Origin of the sequence: Gluconobacter sp. DsW_058 (assembly GCF_002153615.1) — a bacterium.
Classification (GTDB): Bacteria; Pseudomonadota; Alphaproteobacteria; order Acetobacterales; family Acetobacteraceae; genus Gluconobacter; species Gluconobacter cerinus.
Window position 1 is genome coordinate 21,990 of record NZ_JOPH01000041.1, and the last position, 21,078, is coordinate 43,067.

12 protein-coding genes are annotated in these 21,078 nt (G+C 56.2%); 8 read left to right on the forward strand and 4 right to left on the reverse strand.

All coding sequences use genetic code 11. The features are described 5' to 3' along the window. Window positions 1–110 precede the first annotated feature (110 nt). From HK24_RS09090 to HK24_RS09110, 5 genes are all read left to right on the forward strand, one after another. The gene (locus HK24_RS09090; protein ID WP_086634205.1) at window positions 111–1,547 is read left to right on the forward strand and encodes a PLP-dependent aminotransferase family protein; all 1,437 of its coding nucleotides are present in this window, start codon (window positions 111–113) and stop codon (window positions 1,545–1,547) included. Window positions 1,548–1,834: 287 nt separating this feature from the next. Next, window positions 1,835–3,295, forward strand: a complete 1,461-nt coding sequence (xdhA, locus tag HK24_RS09095; RefSeq protein ID WP_086634206.1) for a xanthine dehydrogenase small subunit — start codon at window positions 1,835–1,837, stop codon at window positions 3,293–3,295. Then, the gene (gene xdhB, locus HK24_RS09100; protein ID WP_086634207.1) at window positions 3,288–5,618 is read left to right on the forward strand and encodes a xanthine dehydrogenase molybdopterin binding subunit; all 2,331 of its coding nucleotides are present in this window, start codon (window positions 3,288–3,290) and stop codon (window positions 5,616–5,618) included. Before xdhA ends, xdhB begins: the two co-directional genes overlap by 8 nt. Before the next feature lie 2 nt (window positions 5,619–5,620). Then, entirely contained in the window at window positions 5,621–6,412 is a 792-nt protein-coding gene (xdhC, locus tag HK24_RS09105; RefSeq protein ID WP_086634208.1) for a xanthine dehydrogenase accessory protein XdhC, read from the forward strand. A 180-nt stretch (window positions 6,413–6,592) separates the two neighbouring features. Further along, window positions 6,593–8,134, forward strand: coding sequence for a glucoamylase family protein (locus HK24_RS09110; protein WP_233126200.1), 1,542 nt, complete (start codon window positions 6,593–6,595; stop codon window positions 8,132–8,134). Window positions 8,135–8,153: 19 nt separating this feature from the next. Here HK24_RS09110 and treZ read toward each other — a convergent pair whose 3' ends face one another. The 3 genes from treZ to glgA are packed head-to-tail and all read right to left on the reverse strand — an operon-like array spanning window position 8,154 to window position 13,783. After that, window positions 8,154–9,911 carry a malto-oligosyltrehalose trehalohydrolase gene (gene treZ, locus HK24_RS09115; protein WP_086634210.1) on the reverse strand — a complete coding sequence of 586 codons (1,758 nt, stop codon included), beginning with the start codon at window positions 9,909–9,911 and terminating at the stop codon, window positions 8,154–8,156. 17 nt (window positions 9,912–9,928) lie between these two features. Further along, window positions 9,929–12,130 carry a 1,4-alpha-glucan branching protein GlgB gene (glgB, locus tag HK24_RS09120; protein ID WP_086634211.1) on the reverse strand — a complete coding sequence of 734 codons (2,202 nt, stop codon included), beginning with the start codon at window positions 12,128–12,130 and terminating at the stop codon, window positions 9,929–9,931. A 12-nt stretch (window positions 12,131–12,142) separates the two neighbouring features. Next, window positions 12,143–13,783 (reverse strand): glycogen synthase GlgA, encoded by a 1,641-nt coding sequence (gene glgA, locus HK24_RS09125; protein ID WP_086634212.1) that lies wholly within the window; start codon window positions 13,781–13,783, stop codon window positions 12,143–12,145. A gap of 204 nt (window positions 13,784–13,987) precedes the next feature. Between glgA and glgX the strand changes: the two genes are divergently transcribed. Both glgX and HK24_RS09135 read left to right on the forward strand, forming a co-directional pair. Beyond that, a complete protein-coding gene (glgX, locus tag HK24_RS09130; RefSeq protein ID WP_086634213.1) occupies window positions 13,988–16,126 on the forward strand; it encodes a glycogen debranching protein GlgX in 2,139 nt (712 codons plus the stop codon). An 83-nt stretch (window positions 16,127–16,209) separates the two neighbouring features. Beyond that, window positions 16,210–16,398 carry a YqaE/Pmp3 family membrane protein gene (locus HK24_RS09135; RefSeq protein WP_086634214.1) on the forward strand — a complete coding sequence of 63 codons (189 nt, stop codon included), beginning with the start codon at window positions 16,210–16,212 and terminating at the stop codon, window positions 16,396–16,398. 73 nt (window positions 16,399–16,471) lie between these two features. Here HK24_RS09135 and HK24_RS09140 read toward each other — a convergent pair whose 3' ends face one another. Further along, window positions 16,472–17,266: an SDR family NAD(P)-dependent oxidoreductase gene (locus HK24_RS09140; RefSeq protein WP_086634215.1), complete on the reverse strand. Its 795-nt coding sequence runs from the start codon at window positions 17,264–17,266 to the stop codon at window positions 16,472–16,474. A 177-nt stretch (window positions 17,267–17,443) separates the two neighbouring features. On the opposite strand from HK24_RS09140, the gene HK24_RS09145 reads away from it, so the two are divergent. Continuing rightward, window positions 17,444–21,067, forward strand: coding sequence for a PAS domain-containing protein (locus tag HK24_RS09145; protein ID WP_086634216.1), 3,624 nt, complete (start codon window positions 17,444–17,446; stop codon window positions 21,065–21,067). Window positions 21,068–21,078: the final 11 nt, after the last annotated feature.

Here is a 21,078-nt window from a genome sequence, read left to right on the forward strand (position 1 = left end):
CGGAATTTCCTGTTGCAGACGGGATTATCCTGATCACTATGACAAGGATTACCGGAACAGTACCGGTACAGTTGAACAGGATTCTTTCAGACTGTTCCGGAGGTTTGACCATGACAGTAATGCCAGCTCAGCATGGGACATTTCCCCTCTGGAAGCCCGTCCGTGGTGGTGACACAACGCTCGTCGAGCAACTCGAAACTGAATTCGCCGAGCGTATAGAGACACACAGGCTCAGGCCCGGCAGCCGCCTCCCGTCAGTTCGCAAGATGGCCGAAAGCGCAGGGCTCAGTCGCTATACGGTGATGGAAGCGTATGAGCGTCTTCTGGCGCGCGGGCTGGTTTTGTCACGGCCGGGCGCGGGATATTTCGTGCGCTCACCCGTCGAGCCGCCGGTCTTTGCGGAAGCCATCACGCAGGCGCCCCCGGAGCAGTCAAAGCTCGATGTAACATGGCTTTTGCGCGAAATGTTCGGCACCGGGCAGTCTAATCGCCTGACTGCGGCCTCTGGTGTTCTTCCGCCTCACTGGCTGGATGCGGATCTGATCGCCAGCGCCATTCGGGCTGCCGCACGGGAAGATTCTGCTGGGTTACTGCAATACGGCCACCCCCAGGGTAGCCCACAGCTACGCCGACATATTGCGGCCATGCTTGGTGGTCAGGGCATCGCTGTGCATCCGGATCATCATCTGCTGATGACGGCGGGTGTCACGCATGGAATTGATCTTGTGCTGAGATTGATGGTCCAGCGTGGAGATACGGTACTGGTTGAGGAGCCGGGCTGGCCTCTGATTTTTGGTCGGCTGGCTGCTTACGAGGCAAGAATCATCAGTGTGCCGCGGGGACGGGAAGGGCCGGATCTGGAGGTTCTGGAGCGTCTGGCTGCGGAGCATAAACCGAAGCTTTTCCTGATTAACAGCGTCGTTCACAACCCCACGGGATATACTCTCGGAGCCGCAGCGGCGCATGATATCCTGCGTTTGGCCGAGAAATATGACTTCATGGTTCTGGAAGACGATACCTACGCGGATTTCCATGATGGAACTGCTATTCGTCTTGCATCCATGGACCGCCTGCAACGGGTTATTCTCGTTACAGGCTATGCCAAGACGATGGCGGCCGGTCTAAGGGTAGGTGTGCTGGCGGCACGTCCGGATATTGTGGCGCGGTTGACGGACCTAAAACTTCTGGCTGGCTTATGTACGCCGCAGCTGGGAGAAAACGTCATGGCGCGTCTTCTGAAAGATGGACACTACGGTCGACATCTTTCCCGGCTCCGGCAGAGGGTGAATCAGGCGCGCCAGAAATGTGCTGATGCGCTTATCGAATGTGGTCTTACGCTGCCGTATCTTCCGCCTGCGGGTATTTTCGTCTGGGCGGATTGTGGGCAGGATTCTGAGGCCGTTGCGCGGGCGGCATCTGCAAAAGGGATGCTTTTGGCACCCGGAACATTATTTTCTCCAACGCAGGCACCGTCGAGCATGTTGAGGTTTACCGTCAGTGCTGTGGAGCAGCCCGAGCTCTGGTCTGTTCTAAAAGGTCTTCTCTGAGGCGGCGCGCTGCAACAGCTATAAAGGCGTGCTTGAAGCTGCGGCATAACGAAGCGGAAAGTGAGCTCGGTCTTGTGTGTCAGTGGGCGTTATTTGTGCTCTCGAAAAAGCAACGCGTTATGCGTATCTTGGATATGGACGGCAACACCCTCTTCGGTGCAGGACTCTGCTAGTCTCCCATTTTCATATTCGGGGTTTCCCCATCTTCACCAGGGTCGAACTTTGACAGTCCAGCCAGCCTTCTTCCGTTTTGCTTTGCGCGTGTTGCCTCATGGAGGGCAAGGATCATGAGACAGGCTGTACAATTCTATCTGGGCGATGAGCACTGCACTCTGAATGGCCTGAACCCGACCCTGACTCTTCTGGACTGGCTGCGAGATCGTGGCAAAACCGGAACGAAAGAGGGCTGTAACGAAGGTGACTGTGGTGCGTGCACCGTGCTGGTCGTACGACTGGATCAGGATCGGCTCGTTTGGCGCGCTGTGAATGCATGTATTCAGTTTGTCAGCATGCTGGATGGTGCGCAGGTTTATACGATTGAAGACCTCGGTACGCCTGATGCACCGCATCCCGTGCAGGCTGCTATGGTGGAACAGCACGGCTCGCAGTGCGGTTTCTGTACACCAGGTTTTGTCATGTCCATGGCAGCATATCGCAAGACGCCTGGTGCAACTGTTGATGACGCCCAGATTGACGACGCTCTGGCTGGAAATCTTTGTCGCTGCACCGGGTACGCGCCGATCGTGCGCGCCATGAAACAGTCCATGTCGGCCGGCCCGGACCGTTTTGATGCGCAGATTGCGACGATTACGGAGCGGCTAACAGCCCTGAATGACGGTGAAACCGTTCAGGTGTCTGGCTTAGAAGGCACCCTCACAATTCCGGCGACTGTAGATGTTCTGGCTGACACACTGGCGCAGCATCCCGAGGCCACGATTGTCGCCGGAGCAACGGATGTGGGCCTGTGGGTGACCAAAGGCATGAAGCAACTGCGGCATGTCGTCTCGATCGGCCGTGTCCCTGAGTTACGGAAGATTGAGCTCACGGATGAAGGCCTGACGATCGGTGCTGCCGTGACTTATCAGGAAGCCAAACCGTTTATCGCAGACCTCCTTCCCGATGCAGCAGAGATGATCCGTCGTCTGGGTTCAACGCAGGTGAGAAACAGCGCGACAGTTTGTGGAAATATCGCCAATGGTTCGCCAATTGGTGACGGGCCACCGATGTTTATTGCCGCTGGTGCAACCCTGCATTTGCGACTGGGCAATGAACGTCGCTCCATGCCTCTGGAAGCCTATTTCATTGCTTATGGAAAGCAGGATCGACGGCCAGGAGAGTTTGTGGAAGCCGTTACTCTTCCGGTTCCTGAAAAGGACGTTCAGTTCCGCGCTTACAAGATTTCCAAGCGGTTCGATCAGGATATCTCAGCGGTTCTGGGGGCTTTTTTCATACGCCGGAATGCAGACGGAATCATTACGTCTATCCGGCTGGCCTATGGTGGGATGGCAGCAACGCCGAAGCGCGCAGCGAATACTGAAGCAGCGCTGCTCGGCCGCCTGTGGGATGAAGCGACGCTGGACGCCGCAAGAGCCGCGATTGCACAGGATTTCACGCCTCTGACGGATATGCGCGCCACAGACTGGTATCGCCGGACAGTCGCCGCGAATCTGCTGACGCGCTTCTTTGAGGAAACAACGGGTGGCCCGCAGGCGCGTCTGGCCCGTACGGGAGGGCTGGCCCATGTCTGAAGCTCGCAAGATGCCGATGGTTCAGGGCGCGGCTTCCACCAGCATGAAGCATGAAAGTGCGATCCTGCATGTGACAGGGCGTGCGAACTACATCGACGATATGCCGGAGCCGAAAGGCATGTTGCATGTCGTTCCGGGGCTGAGCACCAAGGCTCATGCGCGGATCGTGTCCATGGATCTGAGCGCGGTGCGGTCTGCGCCCGGTGTGGTGCGGGTTCTGACGGCAGAGGATGTTCCGGGCGAGAACGAGATCAGCCCGGTTCATGCGCATGATGAGCCCCTATTGGCCACGGATCATGTCTATTACTGGGGCCAGCCGATGTTTGCCGTAGTGGCGACGTCCCGGCAGGCTGCCCGTCAGGCCGTGCGGCTTGCGAAGATCGAGTATGAAGAAAAGCCCGCTATTCTGAACGTTGCTCAGGCGCGTGAAGCTGGCGGCGATCTGGTTTGGCGTCCACTGGTCATGAAGCGCGGTGATGTGGATGCCGGACTGGCTGCCGCGCCGCGCCGTCTGTCCGGCAATATCACGATGGGCGGGCAGGAGCATTTCTACCTCGAAGGGCAGGCCGCTCTGGCTCAGCCAGGTGAGGCTGGGGAAATGCGCGTCTGGTCTTCCACGCAGCATCCGTCTGAAACGCAGCATCTGGTGGCGTGTGTTCTGGGGCGGCCCCATCATCTGGTCACGACTGAAGTGCGCCGGATGGGCGGGGGCTTTGGGGGCAAAGAAACGCAGGCCAATGCTGCGGCCTGTCTGGCGGCCATTGCGGCTGATCTGACCGGCCAGGCTGCCAAGATGCGTCTGGATCGTGACGACGACATGATGATGACCGGCAAGCGGCATGATTTCGTTGTGGATTATGATGTCGGCTTTACGGATGACGGTGACATTCTGGCAGTCGATATGGTTCTGGCTGCCCGCTGTGGCTGGTCCGCCGATCTGTCCGGCCCTGTTGTGGATCGTGCGCTGTTTCATGCGGACAACGCATATTTTTATCCGGACGTACGGTTTCGTTCCGAGCCACTCCGAACCAATACGCAGTCCAACACGGCTTATCGAGGGTTTGGTGGCCCGCAGGGTATTGTCGCGGCAGAACGCGTGATCGAGGAAGTCGCATTTGCGACGGGGCTTGATCCTGTGACCGTGCGACTGCGCAATTTCTATGGAACGACGGATCGGAACATCACGCCGTATCATATGACGGTGGAAGACTCGATCAGCCGTGAAATTGTCACTGAACTGGTGCGACGCTGCGATTATGCAAAGCGCAAGGAAGAGATCCGCGCTTTCAATAAAACCAGTCGATACATTAAGCGCGGGATTGCCCTGACGCCGGTAAAATTCGGCATTTCCTTCACGGCGACACATTACAATCAGGCGGGTGCACTGGTTCATGTCTACACGGATGGCTCCGTGCAGGTGAACCATGGCGGGACCGAAATGGGGCAGGGTCTGCACACGAAAATGGTGCAGATTGCCATGCGCGAGTTTGGCCTGACGTCCGATCGGGTCCGCATCACAGCCACTACAACCGGCAAGGTTCCCAACACGTCTGCAACGGCGGCGTCTTCCGGGGCGGATTTGAACGGCATGGCAGTCCTGGATGCCATCACCAAGATCAAGCGCCGCATGATCGCGTTTGCTGCCGAAAAGTGGAATGTCGCGGAAGAAGACGTGCAGTTCCTGCCAGATGGCGTGCATGTCGGGTCAGACGTCATGACCTTCCAGCAACTGGCCTGGCAGGTTTATTTTGCCCGTATCTCCCTGTCTTCCAACGGGTTTTACAAGACGCCCAAGATCTCCTGGGACCCCGCAACAGGGAGGGGCCGTCCGTTTTTTTACTTTGCCTATGGTGCGGCGTGTGCGGAAGTGTCCGTTGATCTGCTGACGGGTGAGAACACCATGGACCGCGTGGATATTCTCCATGACGCCGGGCAATCTCTGAATCCAGAAATTGATGTCGGGCAGATCGAAGGTGGCTTCGTGCAGGGTGCGGGCTGGCTGACGATGGAAGAGCTGGTCTGGGATCCTGCAGGTCGTCTGCGGACACATGCACCCAGCACCTATAAGATCCCGGCCTGTTCCGATCGGCCACGGATTTTCAATGTGGAACTGCTGGAAAATGCCCCAAACCAGGAAGAGACGATTTTCCGGTCCAAGGCCGTAGGGGAGCCTCCTTTTGTGCATGGCGTGGCGGTTCTTCAGGCCATTTCGGACGCTCTTGCCAGCCTGAATGACTACAAGACCTGCCCGCAGCTTGATGCGCCCGCGACGCCGGAACGGGTTCTGCGCACTGCTATGAGCCTGCGTGGCGAGATCGACTGACCATGTTGGAAGCCATCCGCCGCTGGCGTGATGCGGGGGAGGCGGTGGCCAGAATTACGGTTCTGGTCGCTAAAGGGTCCACGCCGCGTGAGGCCGGGGCTTATATGCTCCTCACACAACGCGAGCAGGTTGGGACCATCGGCGGGGGACGTCTGGAGTGGGACTGCATGGCGGATGCCCGGGCCCTCCTCACCAATGGTGACGATCATCTGGAACGTCATATCCCGCTGGGGCCTGCCATCAACCAGTGCTGTGGCGGCGCTGTGACGGTGAGCATCGAGCGCATACGAAACCTGGATGACATTGAGCACCAGGCCTGGAAAGAGCGGGAGACGCTGCCTCAGTTGATTCTGTTTGGGGCTGGGCACGTTGGGAGAGCGCTGGCGAGATCACTGGCGCTTCTGCCCCTCAGGCTTGTCTGGGTTGATGCGCGGCAAGATGAGTTCGGGCCTGTTCCGCCAACAGTCGAAGCACAGGTCACATCAGACTGGGAAAGCACATTGAATGCAGCGCCTGCTGGTGCGGGTGTTCTGGTGCTGACACAGAGTCACACTCTGGATGCCCTCATTACAGGGGCAGCGTTGGCGCGAAATGATCTGCGATACGTTGGGATGATCGGCTCTCGTACGAAACGCAAACGCTTTGAGAGTGCGTTCCGGGCAATCGACATCCCGCAGCAGCAGATTGATAAACTTGTCTGCCCGATTGGAGATTTTGGCGTCCGGGACAAGCGTCCTGAAATGATTGCAGCCTTCGTGACGGCAGAAATTGCGGCTCGTTTTCTGGAGGTTTGACGGCAGTAGGAATTCGGGACTCGCTCATGTAACGGAAGCTTGCAAAATCGTACGGGATTCGTGATTTCCGAGTAGATAATTTTCGATATTTCTGGCATTTTTCCAAGCCTCCCAGACATCACGCCGTTGTGATGTAACACCACATTCAAGTGATGCATCTTCTGCGCTTATGGTGAGCCTATGAGCACTGACTTTCGGATGCAGCCTGCGCCAGGCAGCAGGTTTCTCTCGACAGCACGACGTGCAGGACAAAAGTTCTGTGCTTCATCCTCCCGTTTTCTCCGGACTGGAGTAGCGGCAGGGGTTGTGCACCTTTCCCTCTTTTCAGGATCTGCCATCGCAGCAGGTGCGGCGATACCGCAGGCTGACAAACCACCATCCCTCACGGCGGCCGATCAGACTTTTGTGGAAGATCTGGAACATCGGACGTTCCGCTGGTTCTGGGATACGGCCAACTCCAAGAATGGGTTGATCCCTGATCGCTCTCCGTTGCCGAATGGTGCCGCGAGCATTGCGGGTGTGGGCTTCGGTTTGACGGCTTATGGAATTGGAGCGGAGCGCGGATACATAACCCGCCAACAGGCTGCGGACCGCACGCTGACCACCCTGAGATTTCTGATTGGTCTGCCGCAGAACGACAAGGTTTCAGGTGCGGCAGGGTACAAAGGCTTTTTCTACCATTTTCTGGACCCCAATACCGGCCTGCGCGTCGCGGACTGGTCTGAACTTTCCAGTGTAGACACAACGCTTCTCATGGGCGGTGTTCTCTTTTCTCAGTCGTATTATGACCGGGATACTGCGCAGGAAAAAGAAATCCGCGACATTGCCGATCGCCTGTATCGCCGTATCGACTGGACGTGGATGAAAGCGCATGGCCCTTGGCTAAGCATGGGATGGTCGCCGCCCAACACGTTCATCACGACGGACTGGAAGGGCTATAACGAAGGCCTGATCATTTATCTTCTGGCCATTGCATCGCCAACGCATCCCCTTCCAGCAGAAACATGGAAGACCTGGACGGCAACCTACGATGGGCAATGGGGAGATTTTCAGGGCCATAAGCTGCTGAATTTCGCACCACTTTTTGGTCACCAGTACAGTGAATCCTGGATTGATTTCCGTGGCATTCAGGACGATTTCAATCGCAAGCATGATGATGACTATTTCCAGAACGGGCGTGAAGCTGTGTACGCGCAGCGCGCTTACGCACAGGCGAATCCCGGAGACTGGAAAGACTACGGTGCCAATATCTGGGGGCTGACCGCCTGTGATGGCCCCGGGGACATTCAGCAGGATTATGACGGCAAGCATCGCCATTACCTTGCTTACAGTGCACGTGGTGCTGGCCGGGATTACATTCTGGACGATGGCACCATTGCACCAACAGCCGCGGGCGGATCGATTGCCTTCGCGCCTGAAATTGCTCTTCCCGCACTGGAAGAGATGCGTAAGCGCTACGGAAGCCGGATTTACAATCAGTATGGCTTCCTGGACTCCTTCAACCCCTCATTCAAAGACAAGAATGATTACTGGGTAGACGGGCAGCAGCTTGGCATTGATCAGGGACCTATTCTGCTGATGCTGGAAAACTGGCGCAGTGGCTTCGTGTGGAACACGATGAAAAAGAATCCTTACCTGCGTGATGGCTTAAAGCGCGCGGGATTTCAGGGCGGCTGGCTGAACGAAAAAACAGCGTCCAGCCAGGGCGACCGTCCGCTGTGATTTTGTAGGTCGCCCTTCGTTAAAAGGCGCGACCAAGTGCCGCAACGAGCGTTCCGGGCGGAAGTGTCTGGGATGCTCGTTTAGGGCTGGTTTCGTAAAAGATGTTTTCTGGCTCGAGGAGCGAGACAGTGTCTGTCCCCAGGTTAACGGCAATGGTCAGCAGGCTGCCATCTCCAAGAGTCCAGGAGGCAATGATAGCTTTCTCTCCCAGAATATCGGCTCCCGCGCTGTAAGCTCCTTTCAGGTGCGGCGTAATTCTGGAATGGCGTAAGGCCAAAAGTTCTGTTGTTCTGGCAAGCCATGCCTGACCTTCCGATGTGTCCCGTTCGGCTCGGTCCGGGCGAGAAATCCGAAATGTTTTCGGGTCAGTGGGGCTAGGAAGTGTCGCAAGAATGTCCGGGTCCGTCAGGTTGCAGTATTCGGCAAACTGTTCTTCGCGCCCACGGCGGACCTTCTCGCCAATGGCCCCGTGAAAATCCGAAAAGAAATAGAACGGCGTTTTTGAGCCCCACTCTTCCCCAAGGAACAGCATTGGCGTCATGGGGCAAAGAAGAAGCAGCGCATAGGCGGCTTTAAAGGCGTTCGGATCAGAAAGGGTGATCAATCTTTCCCCCAGAGGGCGATTACCGATCTGATCGTGGTTTTGTAAAAACGTCACGAATTTCGTTGGAGGCAAGTCGCTGCTCGGACTACCACGCGTTTTCTGGCGCGGCGGGAAAAATTCGCCTTGCCATGCAAGCCCCTCTGTCAGGACACGTTTAAGAAGGCCGGTTGTTTCGTGATGAAACGGCAGGAAAAACCCCTTGTCCTCTCCGCTGAGCATGACGGTCAGGGTATGGTGCCAGTCTTCGCTCCATTGTCCAGAATAACCATCGCGGAGAAGGCCTGCGTCATTATTCTCATTTTCAAGAATTAAATGAACATGGCGGCCCTTTTCGACGGTTTTGTGAATGCGGCTCTGAAGTTTATAAAACCATTGTCGATCCGTAATGGCCCATGCGGCATCGATTCGGAGGCCGTCGAAGCGATATTCCATCAGCCAGTAAAGCGCATTGTCGATAAAGAAATCCGCTACGATTGGGTTATGGAAGTCGATACCATCACCCCAGGGCGTGTCGTAGCGCGGGTCGAAGAAGCCTTTTGCATATTCCAGCAAGTAATTCCCGTCTGGGCCGAAGTGATTGTACACAACATCTAGAAAGACCATCAGACCCAGTGAATGAGCATGGTCGATCAGGTCCTTCAGGGCTTCCGGCCGGCCATAAGCTGGCGTTGGGGCATAAACCAGAACGCCATCATATCCCCAGTTCCAGTGACCACTGAAACTGTTGACCGGCATGAACTGAACCGTTGTGATGCCCAGATCTGCCAGTTCCTGAAGGCGGGCTTTCATGCCCTCATAATTGCCTTCTAGACCCAAATGCGTCTCGTAGATGATCGTTTCTTCCCACGGGCGCCCCTTCCAGTCGGGTGTTTTCCAATCATAAAAACCGGGGTCAAGAATTTCGCTTCGCCCATGTACGCCATCAGGCTGAAAGCGGCTGGCCGGGTCAGGAACCGTGACGTTGTCGCGGACGCGGTAGAGGTATCGCGCCCCGGCACCACAAGGTGCTTCGGCGACGAATGTTCCATCTGCGTGTCGCCTCATGGCGACAGGCGGAAGGTCCTCCACCTCCACGAAAACTCTTTCACAGGAGGGAGCCCAGAGCGTGAACCGTGTCCGATCGGGAGCGATGAGTTCTGCACCCAGGCGGTTTTTAAACCTGAAGGAAGACATGCGCTGCGTCCTTTGTCTCAGGGAGCTGGAGAAAGATAAAGCACGGCAAGGGGGGGGAGGATCAGTTCGACAGAGTGTGGCATGCCGTGGGCGGGAATATCCTCGGCATACACCTGCCCATGATTGCCGAGATTGCTTCCACCCAGATGGGCTGCGTCTGTATTGAGGAGCTCTCGCCATTCACCGCGCCATGGAACGCCAATGCGGTAGTTCATGCGCGGAACAGGCGTCATGTTGCCCACAACAAGAACAGGGCGTGCATCTGGAGACTGTCTGAGCCAGGCAAAAACGGTGTTGGCGATATCGTCGGCAACGAGCCACTGAAATCCTTCATGCTCATCATCGGAAGCATGAAGGGCAGGGTGCGAGCGATACAGCGTGTTGATGGAACGAACCGTCTCATGCATGCCGCGGCCATACCCGTCCCACAGCCGATACCACGCCAACTCACCTTCATGGTTCCATTCGTGCGGTTGAGCCAGCTCTCCGCCCATGAAGAGAAGTTTTCGGCCCGGATAGGCCCACATCAGGGCATAGAGTACGCGCAGATTGGCATGTTTCTGCCACTCATCTCCCGGCATTTTGGTCAGGAGAGACCCTTTTCCGTGGACAACCTCATCATGGGAAAGTGGCAGGATAAAACGTTCCGAATAAGCATAGATCATGCCGAAAGTGATGTCGCTTGCGTGGTAACTGCGCCAGAGCGGATCAAGCTCCATGTACCGCAGCGTGTCATGCATCCAGCCCATATTCCATTTGTAGGTAAAGCCCAGGCCGCCTGTTCTGGCGGGCGCTGTCACGCCTGGCCAGGAGGTTGATTCTTCCGCGATCAGCATTGTGTCGGGGTGGAGGTCTTCCAGAGTTTCTGACAGATGGCGCAGGAAATTGACCGCTTCCAGATTTTCGCGCCCTCCATGAATGTTGGGGCGCCATTCCCCTTCCTTGCGGCTGTAATCCCGGTACAGCATGGACGCGACAGCATCGACGCGCAGACCGTCGACGTGGAACTGTTCCAGCCAGTGCAGGGCGCTCCCCGCCAGAAAACCACAGACTTCGTTGCGTCCGTAATTATAAATCAGGGTGTGCCAGTCTTGATGATAGCCTTCCTGCGGGTCTGCATGTTCATACAGGTGTGTGCCATCGAACTGGCTCAGCCCATGCTGGTCAGCAGGGAAATGGGCAGGAACCCAGTCGATGATGACGCCGAGACCGGCTTGATGGCAACGGTCAACGAAGTTGGCAAACTGGGCGCGTGAACCATGGCGTACTGTAGGCGCATAGAGGCTGAGCGGTTGGTATCCCCACGACCCGGAATAAGGATACTCCGCGATCGGGAGCAGCTCGAGATGAGTAAATCCCAGATCCTGAAGATACGGAATGAGCGCATCACCAAGCTCCTCCCACGTCATGATGTCATTGCCGTGCTGGGGATGACGCCATGAGGGTGCATGAATTTCGTAAATTGAAATGGGAGCCTGATTGGCATGTCTGGCCGCGCGCGTGCTCATCCATTCCGCGTCGTGCCAGACAAAGTCATCTGGCGCCGCGATAACGGAGGCATTGGCAGGCGGAAGTTCTGCGGCTTTGGCATAGGGGTCAGCCTTGGCGGGAAGAACGTGTCCATCCTGAGAGACTATTTCGTATTTGTAACGCTCTCCGGCGTGCACTCCAGGAATAAATAACTCCCACACGCCAGACCCATGACGCAGGCGCATGCAATGCCGGCGGCCATCCCAGATATTGAAGTCGCCAACGACGGAGACACGTTTGGCGTTTGGTGCCCACACTGCGAAGCGGACGCCATTTACGCCGTCAACGGCCATGGGAATGGCGCCCATCATCCGGTCGATCTGCTGATGTTTTCCTTCCGAAAAAAGGTACAGATCCATGTCGCCCAGAAGCAGTCCGAAGCTGTATGGATCATGGGTGTCCTGCCAGGCGTCGGCCCAGCGGATGCGCAGGCGATAGCGGGCGGAGCGGGGGAGCGTGGCGGAATACAGGCCGCGATCATCGATCCGACGCATGGTCTTTTCCAAAACCTGCCCTGATGCCTGTTCCACCATGAGATGGACTTCCACAGCATCGGGGTAAAAGACTCTCACAATATCCTGGCGATGATCCCGGTGGCGGCCCAGGAGTGCGAAGGGGTCACTGCATTGCCCGGCCATAAGTGCGTCTGTCATGGATTGAAGAACGGGATCGACCGGACGAGCCATCATGCAAAAATACCTTCAGGAACGGGTGCCCGTACGGGGCGTGAATGGAACAAGTGAAGATGTTGCTGCGTCGCCTGCGGTGCGCGGCATCCGTGCAACCTGCCGTGACAGCCGTGGACGTGCAGATGCCGGATCGGCCCGGCGTGGGGCGATATCACTGCCCGGCTCTGTCATGACTGTTTCATGGCCGGTCATGTCCTGCAGCAGGCGGGCGTATTGGGCGGCTTTGCCATTCCAGGACACATCGTGCAGCGCCCCATTCCGCTGCATCCGTGCCCAGACAGCCTTTTGACGAAACAGTGCCTGCGCGCGGCGGATTGCCAGATAGAGCATATCCTCTGTGGTGGGGGAGAACAGAATTCCGTTTGCAACGCCCTCTGATACAGCGGCTGAATTGGCATCAATAATGGTGTCGCTCAGCCCTCCCACGCGGGCTGCAATCGGGATTGATCCGTAACGCAAAGCATGAAACTGCGTCAGGCCGCAGGGTTCAAAACGGGAAGGGATCAGGGATGCATCGACCGCAGAGTGCAGTCTGTGGCCAAGTGTCTCGCTGTACCGCAGATGGCAGACGAAATTTTGCGGATACCGGCTACGTAGGGTCGCAAACTCCTGCATGATGCCTTCATCACCCACACCGACAACAGCGAGCTGGATATTCTCCTGAAAGAGACGAGGGGCCAGCTTTGCGAGAAGGTCAGCCCCTTTCTGTGTTGTCAGACGACTGACCATCCCGAGAAGCAGAGCATCCGATTTCTGGGGAAGGCCAAACTCAGCCTGAAACACACGCTTGTTCGCACGGCGCGCGATGATGTCTCCAACCGCATAGGGAAAAAAGACGGAGGGATCGGTCATGGGATTCCACTCCCGAAGATCCACACCATTCAGAATGCCGGTCAAAGCGTTGGAACGTGCCCGTAGGACGGTATCCAGCCCCATTCCTTCCTCAGGAGTCTGAATTTCTTCTGCATAGGTTGGTGACACACTGATCAGACGGTCTGAAAATTGAAGAGCGGCTTTCATGAAGCTGATCTGGCCGTAATATTCGAGTTGGTCGAAGGTAAAAGACCACTCCGGCAAACCGAACGCGTGTAGCATTTCGCGTGGGAAGAGCCCCTGGAACGCAAGGTTATGTACGACATGGGCGACCGGCGGCGTCGGGCCATCCATATAGCGCAGATAGGCGGGAACCAGCCCGGCATGCCAGTCGTGGCTCAGAACTGCGTCTGGTTTCCAGTCCGGTAGTAATCCGGCCGCAATTAATGCGGCCGTTCGGCATAACACCGCGTAACGAATGCCGTTGTCGCTCCAGGGCTGACCGTCTGGCGAAAGATAGGGATTTCCGGGACGGTTGTAGAGATCTGGCACGTCCACGGCATAAAGCGTGCCTCCATCAGTGCGGCCTTCCCAAAGAATAACGGAATATCCGAGAACATTGTCGATCCGGATTGTTTCTTTGCGGTTGCACAGTGCATGCAGAACCGCCGGATAGCCGGGCACAATGGTGCGTGTGCTGATCCCGTGAGGCTCAAGTGCCGCTGGCAGTGAGCCAACGACATCTCCCAGTCCCCCGGTTTTGATCAGCGGATAAATCTCCGCCGCTACGGAAAGAAGCTGCAGCTCTCTCACAGCTGATGCGGGCGTATTCTGCGTCATCACACACACACCTCTCGCTATCCTGCGGAGTTGGATATTTTTTGGCTTTGTCGATGAAACAACGCCTGATGGATGCTGTTGGAAACGCCTTCACAAATAATTTATAGTCGTGTCAGAAGCCCTTCCAGCGTTATCGCCCCAAAAGCTGCACGGCTCTGCCATGGGGCAGGAAAACCGACTTGCGTTTTTGCTGGAACAATCAAAATGAGCGGTTCGCGTCAGAAGGGATTACAGGAAGGAAATCCTAATAATCTCGGAGCTACCTATGACGATTCCGGGGTAAATTTCGCCGTTTTTTCTGCCCACGCCAAAGCTGTTGAAGTCTGCCTGTTCGATGAAGACGGAACACGCGAGACAGATCGGATCCGTCTGCCTGAATATACCGATCATGTTTTTCATGGATGGATCCCGGATCTGAAGCCGGGGCAGTTATATGGTTACCGTGTTCATGGGCCTTATGAGCCTGACGAAGGGCACCGCTTCAATCCGAATAAATTACTCCTGGATCCATATGCCAGAGCATTCCATGGGGACCTTAAATGGGATCCTTCCCTGTTTGGCTATGAGCTGGACAGCCCGGACAAGGATCTGAGTTTCAGCACGGCAGACAGTGCTGCATTCGTCCCCAAAGCCATCATCATTGACCCGACGCCGCAGCATTTTGACCATCCCGATACACCCTGGACGGATACGGTCATCTACGAAATGCATGTGAAAGGGTATACCCGTCAGAACTCTGCCGTGCCCGAGAAACTGCGGGGAACCTATGCCGGACTGTCAGACCCGAAACTGCTGAAAAATATTCGGGATATGGGCGTGACAGCGGTGGAATTCCTGCCGGTTCAAAGCTTCGTTAACAGCAAATTTCTGGCAGATAAGGGCCTGAGAAATTACTGGGGTTATAATACGATCGGTTTTTTTGCTCCCGAAAGCCATTACGCAGCAGAGCCTGATAATGCGGCTCAGGAATTCCGGGCTTTGGTGCGTGCCTGCCATGAGGCGGGCCTCGAAGTTATTCTCGACGTTGTTTACAACCATACAGCAGAGGGTAACGAGCTTGGTCCTACGCTTTCATTCCGAGGCTTGGATAATGTTTCCTATTACCGACTCATGCCGGACAGCAAAAGACATTACATAAACGAAACGGGAACCGGAAACACATTCAGCCTGACACATCTGAACTGCATCCGCTTTGTTGCGGACAGCTTGAGATATTGGGTCAAGGAAATGGGTGTTGATGGATTTCGGTTTGATCTCGGAACAATACTTGCCCGTGAAGAAGACGGTTTCCACAATGATGCAACGTTTCTGCGTGTCTGCCGTCAGGATCCGGTGCTGTCGCATGTGAAACTGATTGCCGAGCCTTGGGACGTTGGTCCGGGTGGTTATCAGGTTGGGAATTTTCCGCCGGGCTGGGCAGAGTGGAATGACACGTTTCGGGATACTGTTCGTGATTTCTGGCGTGGCGAGGCCAAGTCTGGCGCGCTGGCGCCCAGGCTTCTGGCCAGCCCGGACCGTTTCAACCACAGTGGGCGGCAGACATGGGCCAGTGTGAATTTTGTCACGGCTCATGATGGCTTCACGCTCATGGACTGCGTTTCCTACAACGAGCGTCATAACGATGCGAACGGGGAGGACGGCAAGGATGGTTCTCCCGATAACCGATCCTTCAATTATGGCGTGGAAGGACCGACAGAAGACCCGGATATTAATGCTACTCGCTGGCGCCAATGCAGAAACATGCTGTCCACGCTGCTACTGTCACAGGGAACGCCGATGCTTCTGGCCGGTGACGAATTTGGCCGGACTCAGCAGGGGAACAATAACGCCTACTGTCAGGACAGTGAGATTTCATGGCTGAACTGGGAGATCGGCAAAGAAGGCGCCCAACTTCAGAGTTTCGTTCGCCGCTTAACAGGGTTGAGGCGCCGGTATCCCATTCTCCGGCGCGGGCGCTTTCTGACGGAGGCTTACAATAAAGAGCTGGATGTTCAGGAACTCACCTGGCTGACTGCTGGCAGCAATCAGATGATGCCGGAAGACTGGGGGCATGATCAGTGTTTTGGTCTGATGATCGACGGTCGCAGCCAACGGAGTGGCATCATGCGACGCGGGTCAGATGCGACTGTGCTGCTTGTATTCAATGGATGGAAAGATGCCGTTCCATTCATACTGCCAGAGACAGGAGAAGGCCGATGGAAGCTTCTGCTGGACACAAACCAGCCAGACGCTGGTAGCGAGATCGAGAAAGAAGTCTTTGACCAGAAGCATGAATACACCGTCACCGGTCGGTCTCTGCTGCTGCTGGAACTGATTTGTCGTGAAGCTGGCGAGTGTGCCTGAGGGCGGACATGGCGGATGAAACATTGCATCCATGTCAGACCTGACGAAGAATGACGGACCCTGTTTTAGGAAAGGACTATCTTATGCGTCTCATTCTTGCCCTGCTTCTGCCGTGGCTTCAGTTCTTCACCATTGGTCGCCCGTTTGCAGGCATTATCTGCCTGTTCCTTCAGGTCACTGTCATTGGCTGGATCCCGGCTGCAATCTGGTCCGTGTATGCGTTGAGCCAGTATCGCACCGATCAGAAGCTGGCCGCTGCACGTCGCGGCTGAGCCTGTAACGCCCCATAAAAAGCCCCGGCGTCGAAAGGCGCCGGGGCTTTTTTTATATTCTTAACTCGGGTCTTTAGATCGTATCGACGGTTCCGCCATCAACCCGCAAAGCTGCGCCCGTCGTGGCGGAGGCGAGGGGCGATGCTGCGTAAACAACGATATTTGCGACTTCATCAACTGTTGCCATGCGCTGAAGGATATTGCTTGGGCGGTGCTTCCGGACGAAATCCGCCGCAAGCTCTTCCACAGGCTGAGTGCTGTCAGGGTTCTGAGCCTTGAGCATGTCTTCTACACCCTCGGAAAGGGTCGGTCCTGGCAGGACGGAATTTACCGTGACATTCGTTCCCGCCATATCCTTGGCCAGACCGCGGGCCAGACCCAGCATGGCTGTTTTGCTGACACCATAATCGATCATTTCCACCGGAATGTTGATTGCCGATTCCGACGCAATGAAAAGAACACGGCCCCAGTTACGCTCTTTCATGCCTGGCATATATGCGCGGGCCAGTCTGACACCGGAAAAGAGGTTGACCTCGAACAGCTTCTGCCAGCTTTCATCCGTGGTCTTGAAGAAGTCATTGGGGCCGAAAATTCCGGCATTGTTGATCAGAATATCAACTGCGCTTTCAGTGTTCACAAGCGTGTCACACCCTTCGGCAGTGCCAACATCCGCCACTACGCTGCGAAAAGTGCCGCCAGGAATACGTTCCCGCAGAACGTCCAGCGCTTTGTCTACGCTTTCCTGTTTGCGGCCGTTGATGATGACGGTTGCGCCAGCTTCTGCCAGGCGCCGCGCTATGGCGAGCCCGATCCCGCCAGTGGACCCTGTGACAAGGGCTGTACGACCACTCAGATCAATTCCAAGCATGGCGGGTTTCCTTCTTCATCGGATGGCACATGGCGAAGGAAACGCAGCACGCTCTTGATGGTCGCAAAGGTTTTATGGAAAAGAACTCTGGCGGGAGGCTGCGCTCCTGTGAAGATCTGTTAGTGTGAGGTCGGCCCTCGTCCATCCGGGAAAAGCGGCGTGACCGGGAGAGACAGCATGACGGCCGGTTCAGAAGTAGCGCAAGCCAGCGGCAACGCTCTTCCTCCTTCGATCGTGCATCAGATCAGAACAGCCCTTGAAGACTTCTCGGAGCATCTACTGGCTTTGGCGGTCAGTCTGGGCGGTGGAGCTGCTGCTCTGGTTCTCCGTGACCATGATCGGGAGTGGGTCATTGTCTCTGGTGGAGACAGCCACTTTCTTACCGAGCTTGAGGGACAAAGTTCTGAGGCTGTTTGCCGTCTTCCCGTTTATGAAAGCTCTCCTGAAGTCTGGCTGTGTGTCAGGCAGAAAACGCCAGGTCTGGAGAATGTCCAGGCTCTTTGCGCGCGCCATATTGCCAGGTCATTTCCCGTGGCAGACGGCTCCGGAGTGGCCAGTCAGCTTCATCGGCTGGATCGGCGTATCAGAAGAATGGCCGAAGCCGCGGAGATGGGTTTTTTCCGCTGTAATCTGACGCGTCGGCTTTTGTTTGGAGATGAGCGCTTTGCCCAGATCTGGGGGCTTCCTCCCGAACTGCTGATGCAGGGGCTTTCGCTGGAAGATGCATATGCCTGCCTCCACCCAGATGACCGCGCCGCATATGAAAGTGTTGCAGAAGACGAATTGCGGGAAGAAGGCACTTTCGAATTCCGTTTCCGCATCGTGGTCTCACATGCGCAGGGTCCGACAATGGTGCGGCATCTGCTTATTCGCGGCTGGCGGGATGATGATCGGCCGGGTCACGATGATCTGTGCTCTGTCGGCGTGGTTATGGACGTTTCAAACGCCTCTGCCGTGGCTGAAGCGCTCAGATCCAGCGAAGCTTTTACCCACCTTCTTCTCTCCAGTTCGCCAGATTGCATTCATATTCTGGACATGGATGGGTGCATCCGGTTCATCAATGCAGGTGGCATCGAGGCTATGGAACTCGACAGCCCGATTATCCTGCATGGTGTTCCCTGGGTTGATCTGTGGCGGGGGCAGGCGCGCATCATGGCGACTCAGGCCGTCAAAACGGCACTGGGTGGAGAGGCGGGACGCTTTCAGGGGGATGCCAATACCATGCGGGGAAACCGCCGTTTCTGGGATGTGGCCGTCACGCCGATTTTCGGAGAAGACGGAGACGTCCAGCGGCTTCTGGCGACAGGGCGTGATCTGACGGAAGTCAATCAGTCCAGTCTTCGGCTTCAGCTTGCACTGGATGCAGGCGCCATTGCCGGAACATGGATGTGGGATGACAATTATTCTCTCGTGATCGGGGATACCCGTCTGGCTGAAACGCTGGGTCTTGATGCAAAAGCGCTGGAGCAGGGCGTTCCTGTTACAGCGTTCTATGCTGCTATCGAGCAGGAAGATCAGGGGCGCGTTGCGGCCGCCATCACAAACGCCCTCCACACAGGGGGGCGATGCGATTTCGAATTCCGTGTCCACACACCAGCTGGGCCGCGATGGTTTGAAGGGAATGGTCGTTGCGATCTGACTGAAGACGGGCGGCCGCTTCGTTTTCCCGGCATCGTGCTGGATATTGATCACAGCAAAAGACAGGCCCTCCGTCAGGCAGCCCTGGTGGAGCTTGGAGATCGCCTGAGGGCACTGGAAAACGCTGATGAGATGGAAGGCGTCGCCGCGCAGATCCTGTGTCGCGAACTTTCCGTAAGCTGCGCCGCCTACGGAACAGTCGATGAGGCGGGAACGGGTCTGCTGATTGGTGCAATGCGGACAGTGACGCTGGGGTCAGGCAGTCATGTCCAACGTCAGGCGTCTATCCGTGGATTCCATGCGTTTCGGGATTATGGTGATTATGGCCCTCTGTTGGCTCGCGGGCGTACTGTCGCAATTTCAGATGTGCGTCTGGACACTTTGACGCTTAAGCGTGTCGAACGCTTTGAAACCCTCAACATTCGGGCGCTTTTGAATGTGCCCCTGTTCAAGTTTGGCAGGCTTGTGGGTGTGATGTGCGTGTATTCCACTGTTCCGCATGTCTGGACCGAAGAAGAAATCGTCTTCACCCGTGCTGTGGCAGATCGCACCCATGCCGCCATGCGCCAGGCCAAGACCCAGCAGGAATTGCGTGAAATGAACGTCATGCTGGAGGAGCGGATCCGCCAGCGAACGCGGGAACGTGACCGCCTCTGGACCATCGCCAAGGACCTGTTCGTTATCATCAGCCGAAGTGGTCACTACATGGCTGTCAGTCCCTCCTGGTTGCGGGCGTTGGGTTATACACAGGAAGGTCTGATCGGGCTGAGGATTGAAGCCCTGTGTCACCCGGATGATCAGGGCGCCGTTTGTGAAGCTTTTGATCAGGTTCGACACAGCACGCCGTGGTCCGACGTCGCGCTGGACGTGCGGATGAAGCACCGGAACGGCACATGGCGGCTCTATAACTGGAACTTCAATAATGAAGGTGACACCATTTACGGTGTTGGCCGTGATGTCACCGAGCGCAATGATCTGGAAGAGCAGTTGCGCCAGTCCCAGAAAATGGAAGCTGTTGGCCAGCTAACGGGTGGTCTCGCTCATGACTTCAACAATCTGCTTGCGGGAATAGGCGGGAGTCTTGAGCTGCTTGAAACCCGACTGACGCAAGGCCGTACTATTGGCCTTGATCGCTATATCACGGCCTCACAGGATGCGGTGCGACGTGCAGCCTCACTGACGCACCGTCTGTTGGCCTTTTCGCGTCGGCAGCCTTTGGACCCCGTGCCGACAGATGTAAATGGTCTGGTCAGTGGTCTGGAGACCCTTCTTCGCGGAAGCGTTGGCCCACTGGTATCTATTCAGTTTGATCTGCAGCCGGGAATCTGGACGACACGGGTTGATGCTAACCAGCTTGAGAACGCCGTGCTCAATCTCTGTATCAATGCACGTGATGCGATGCGGGAGAGCGGCGGGACCATACGGATCGTGAGCGCTAATACATCTTTAGGATCTGTGGCCAGCCACGAAGCCGGGGTGCCTGTTGGTGACTACGTGCTTTTAAAGGTTGAGGACAACGGCTGTGGGATGGCGGAAGAAACGCTGCAACGGGCGTTTGATCCGTTTTTTACGACCAAGCCTCTAGGGAAAGGGACGGGCCTGGGGTTGAGCATGATTTACGGTTTTGCCCGTCAGTCTGGTGGGCAAGCCCAGATCAGGTCCCAGCCTGGAGACGGAACGTCTGTTAGCCTCTGGCTCCCTCGCTACAACGGGCCTGCTACTTTGTTACCAGCAGATGTTCCTGACGGCGATATTCTGACGAAAACGGCGTCTGTACGGCTCTCTGGAAAGCTGGTGTTGATTGTGGATGACGAGGAAGCCGTACGCCTCATTGTCAGTGACGTTGTCGGAGATTTGGGGGCAAGAGTTCTGACGGCAGAGGACGGTATTTCAGCTTTGGAATTGTCAGATCGTTTTTCGAATGGCGTTCAGCCAAGCGTGATGATTACGGATATTGGTATGCCAGGGGGCATGAACGGGCGGCAACTCGCTGCGCGCATGAGAGACAGATTTCCCGATCTGAAAATTCTGTTCATTACGGGCTATGCGGAGCAGAATATTCTGGATGAAGGACTGCTTGAACCCGGCTGTGCTTTGCTTGTGAAACCGTTCAGCACCGAAGCTCTGGCCCGCAAGCTTTCACAGCTCGTGGTGCCAGCCTGAACTCAGCCGGC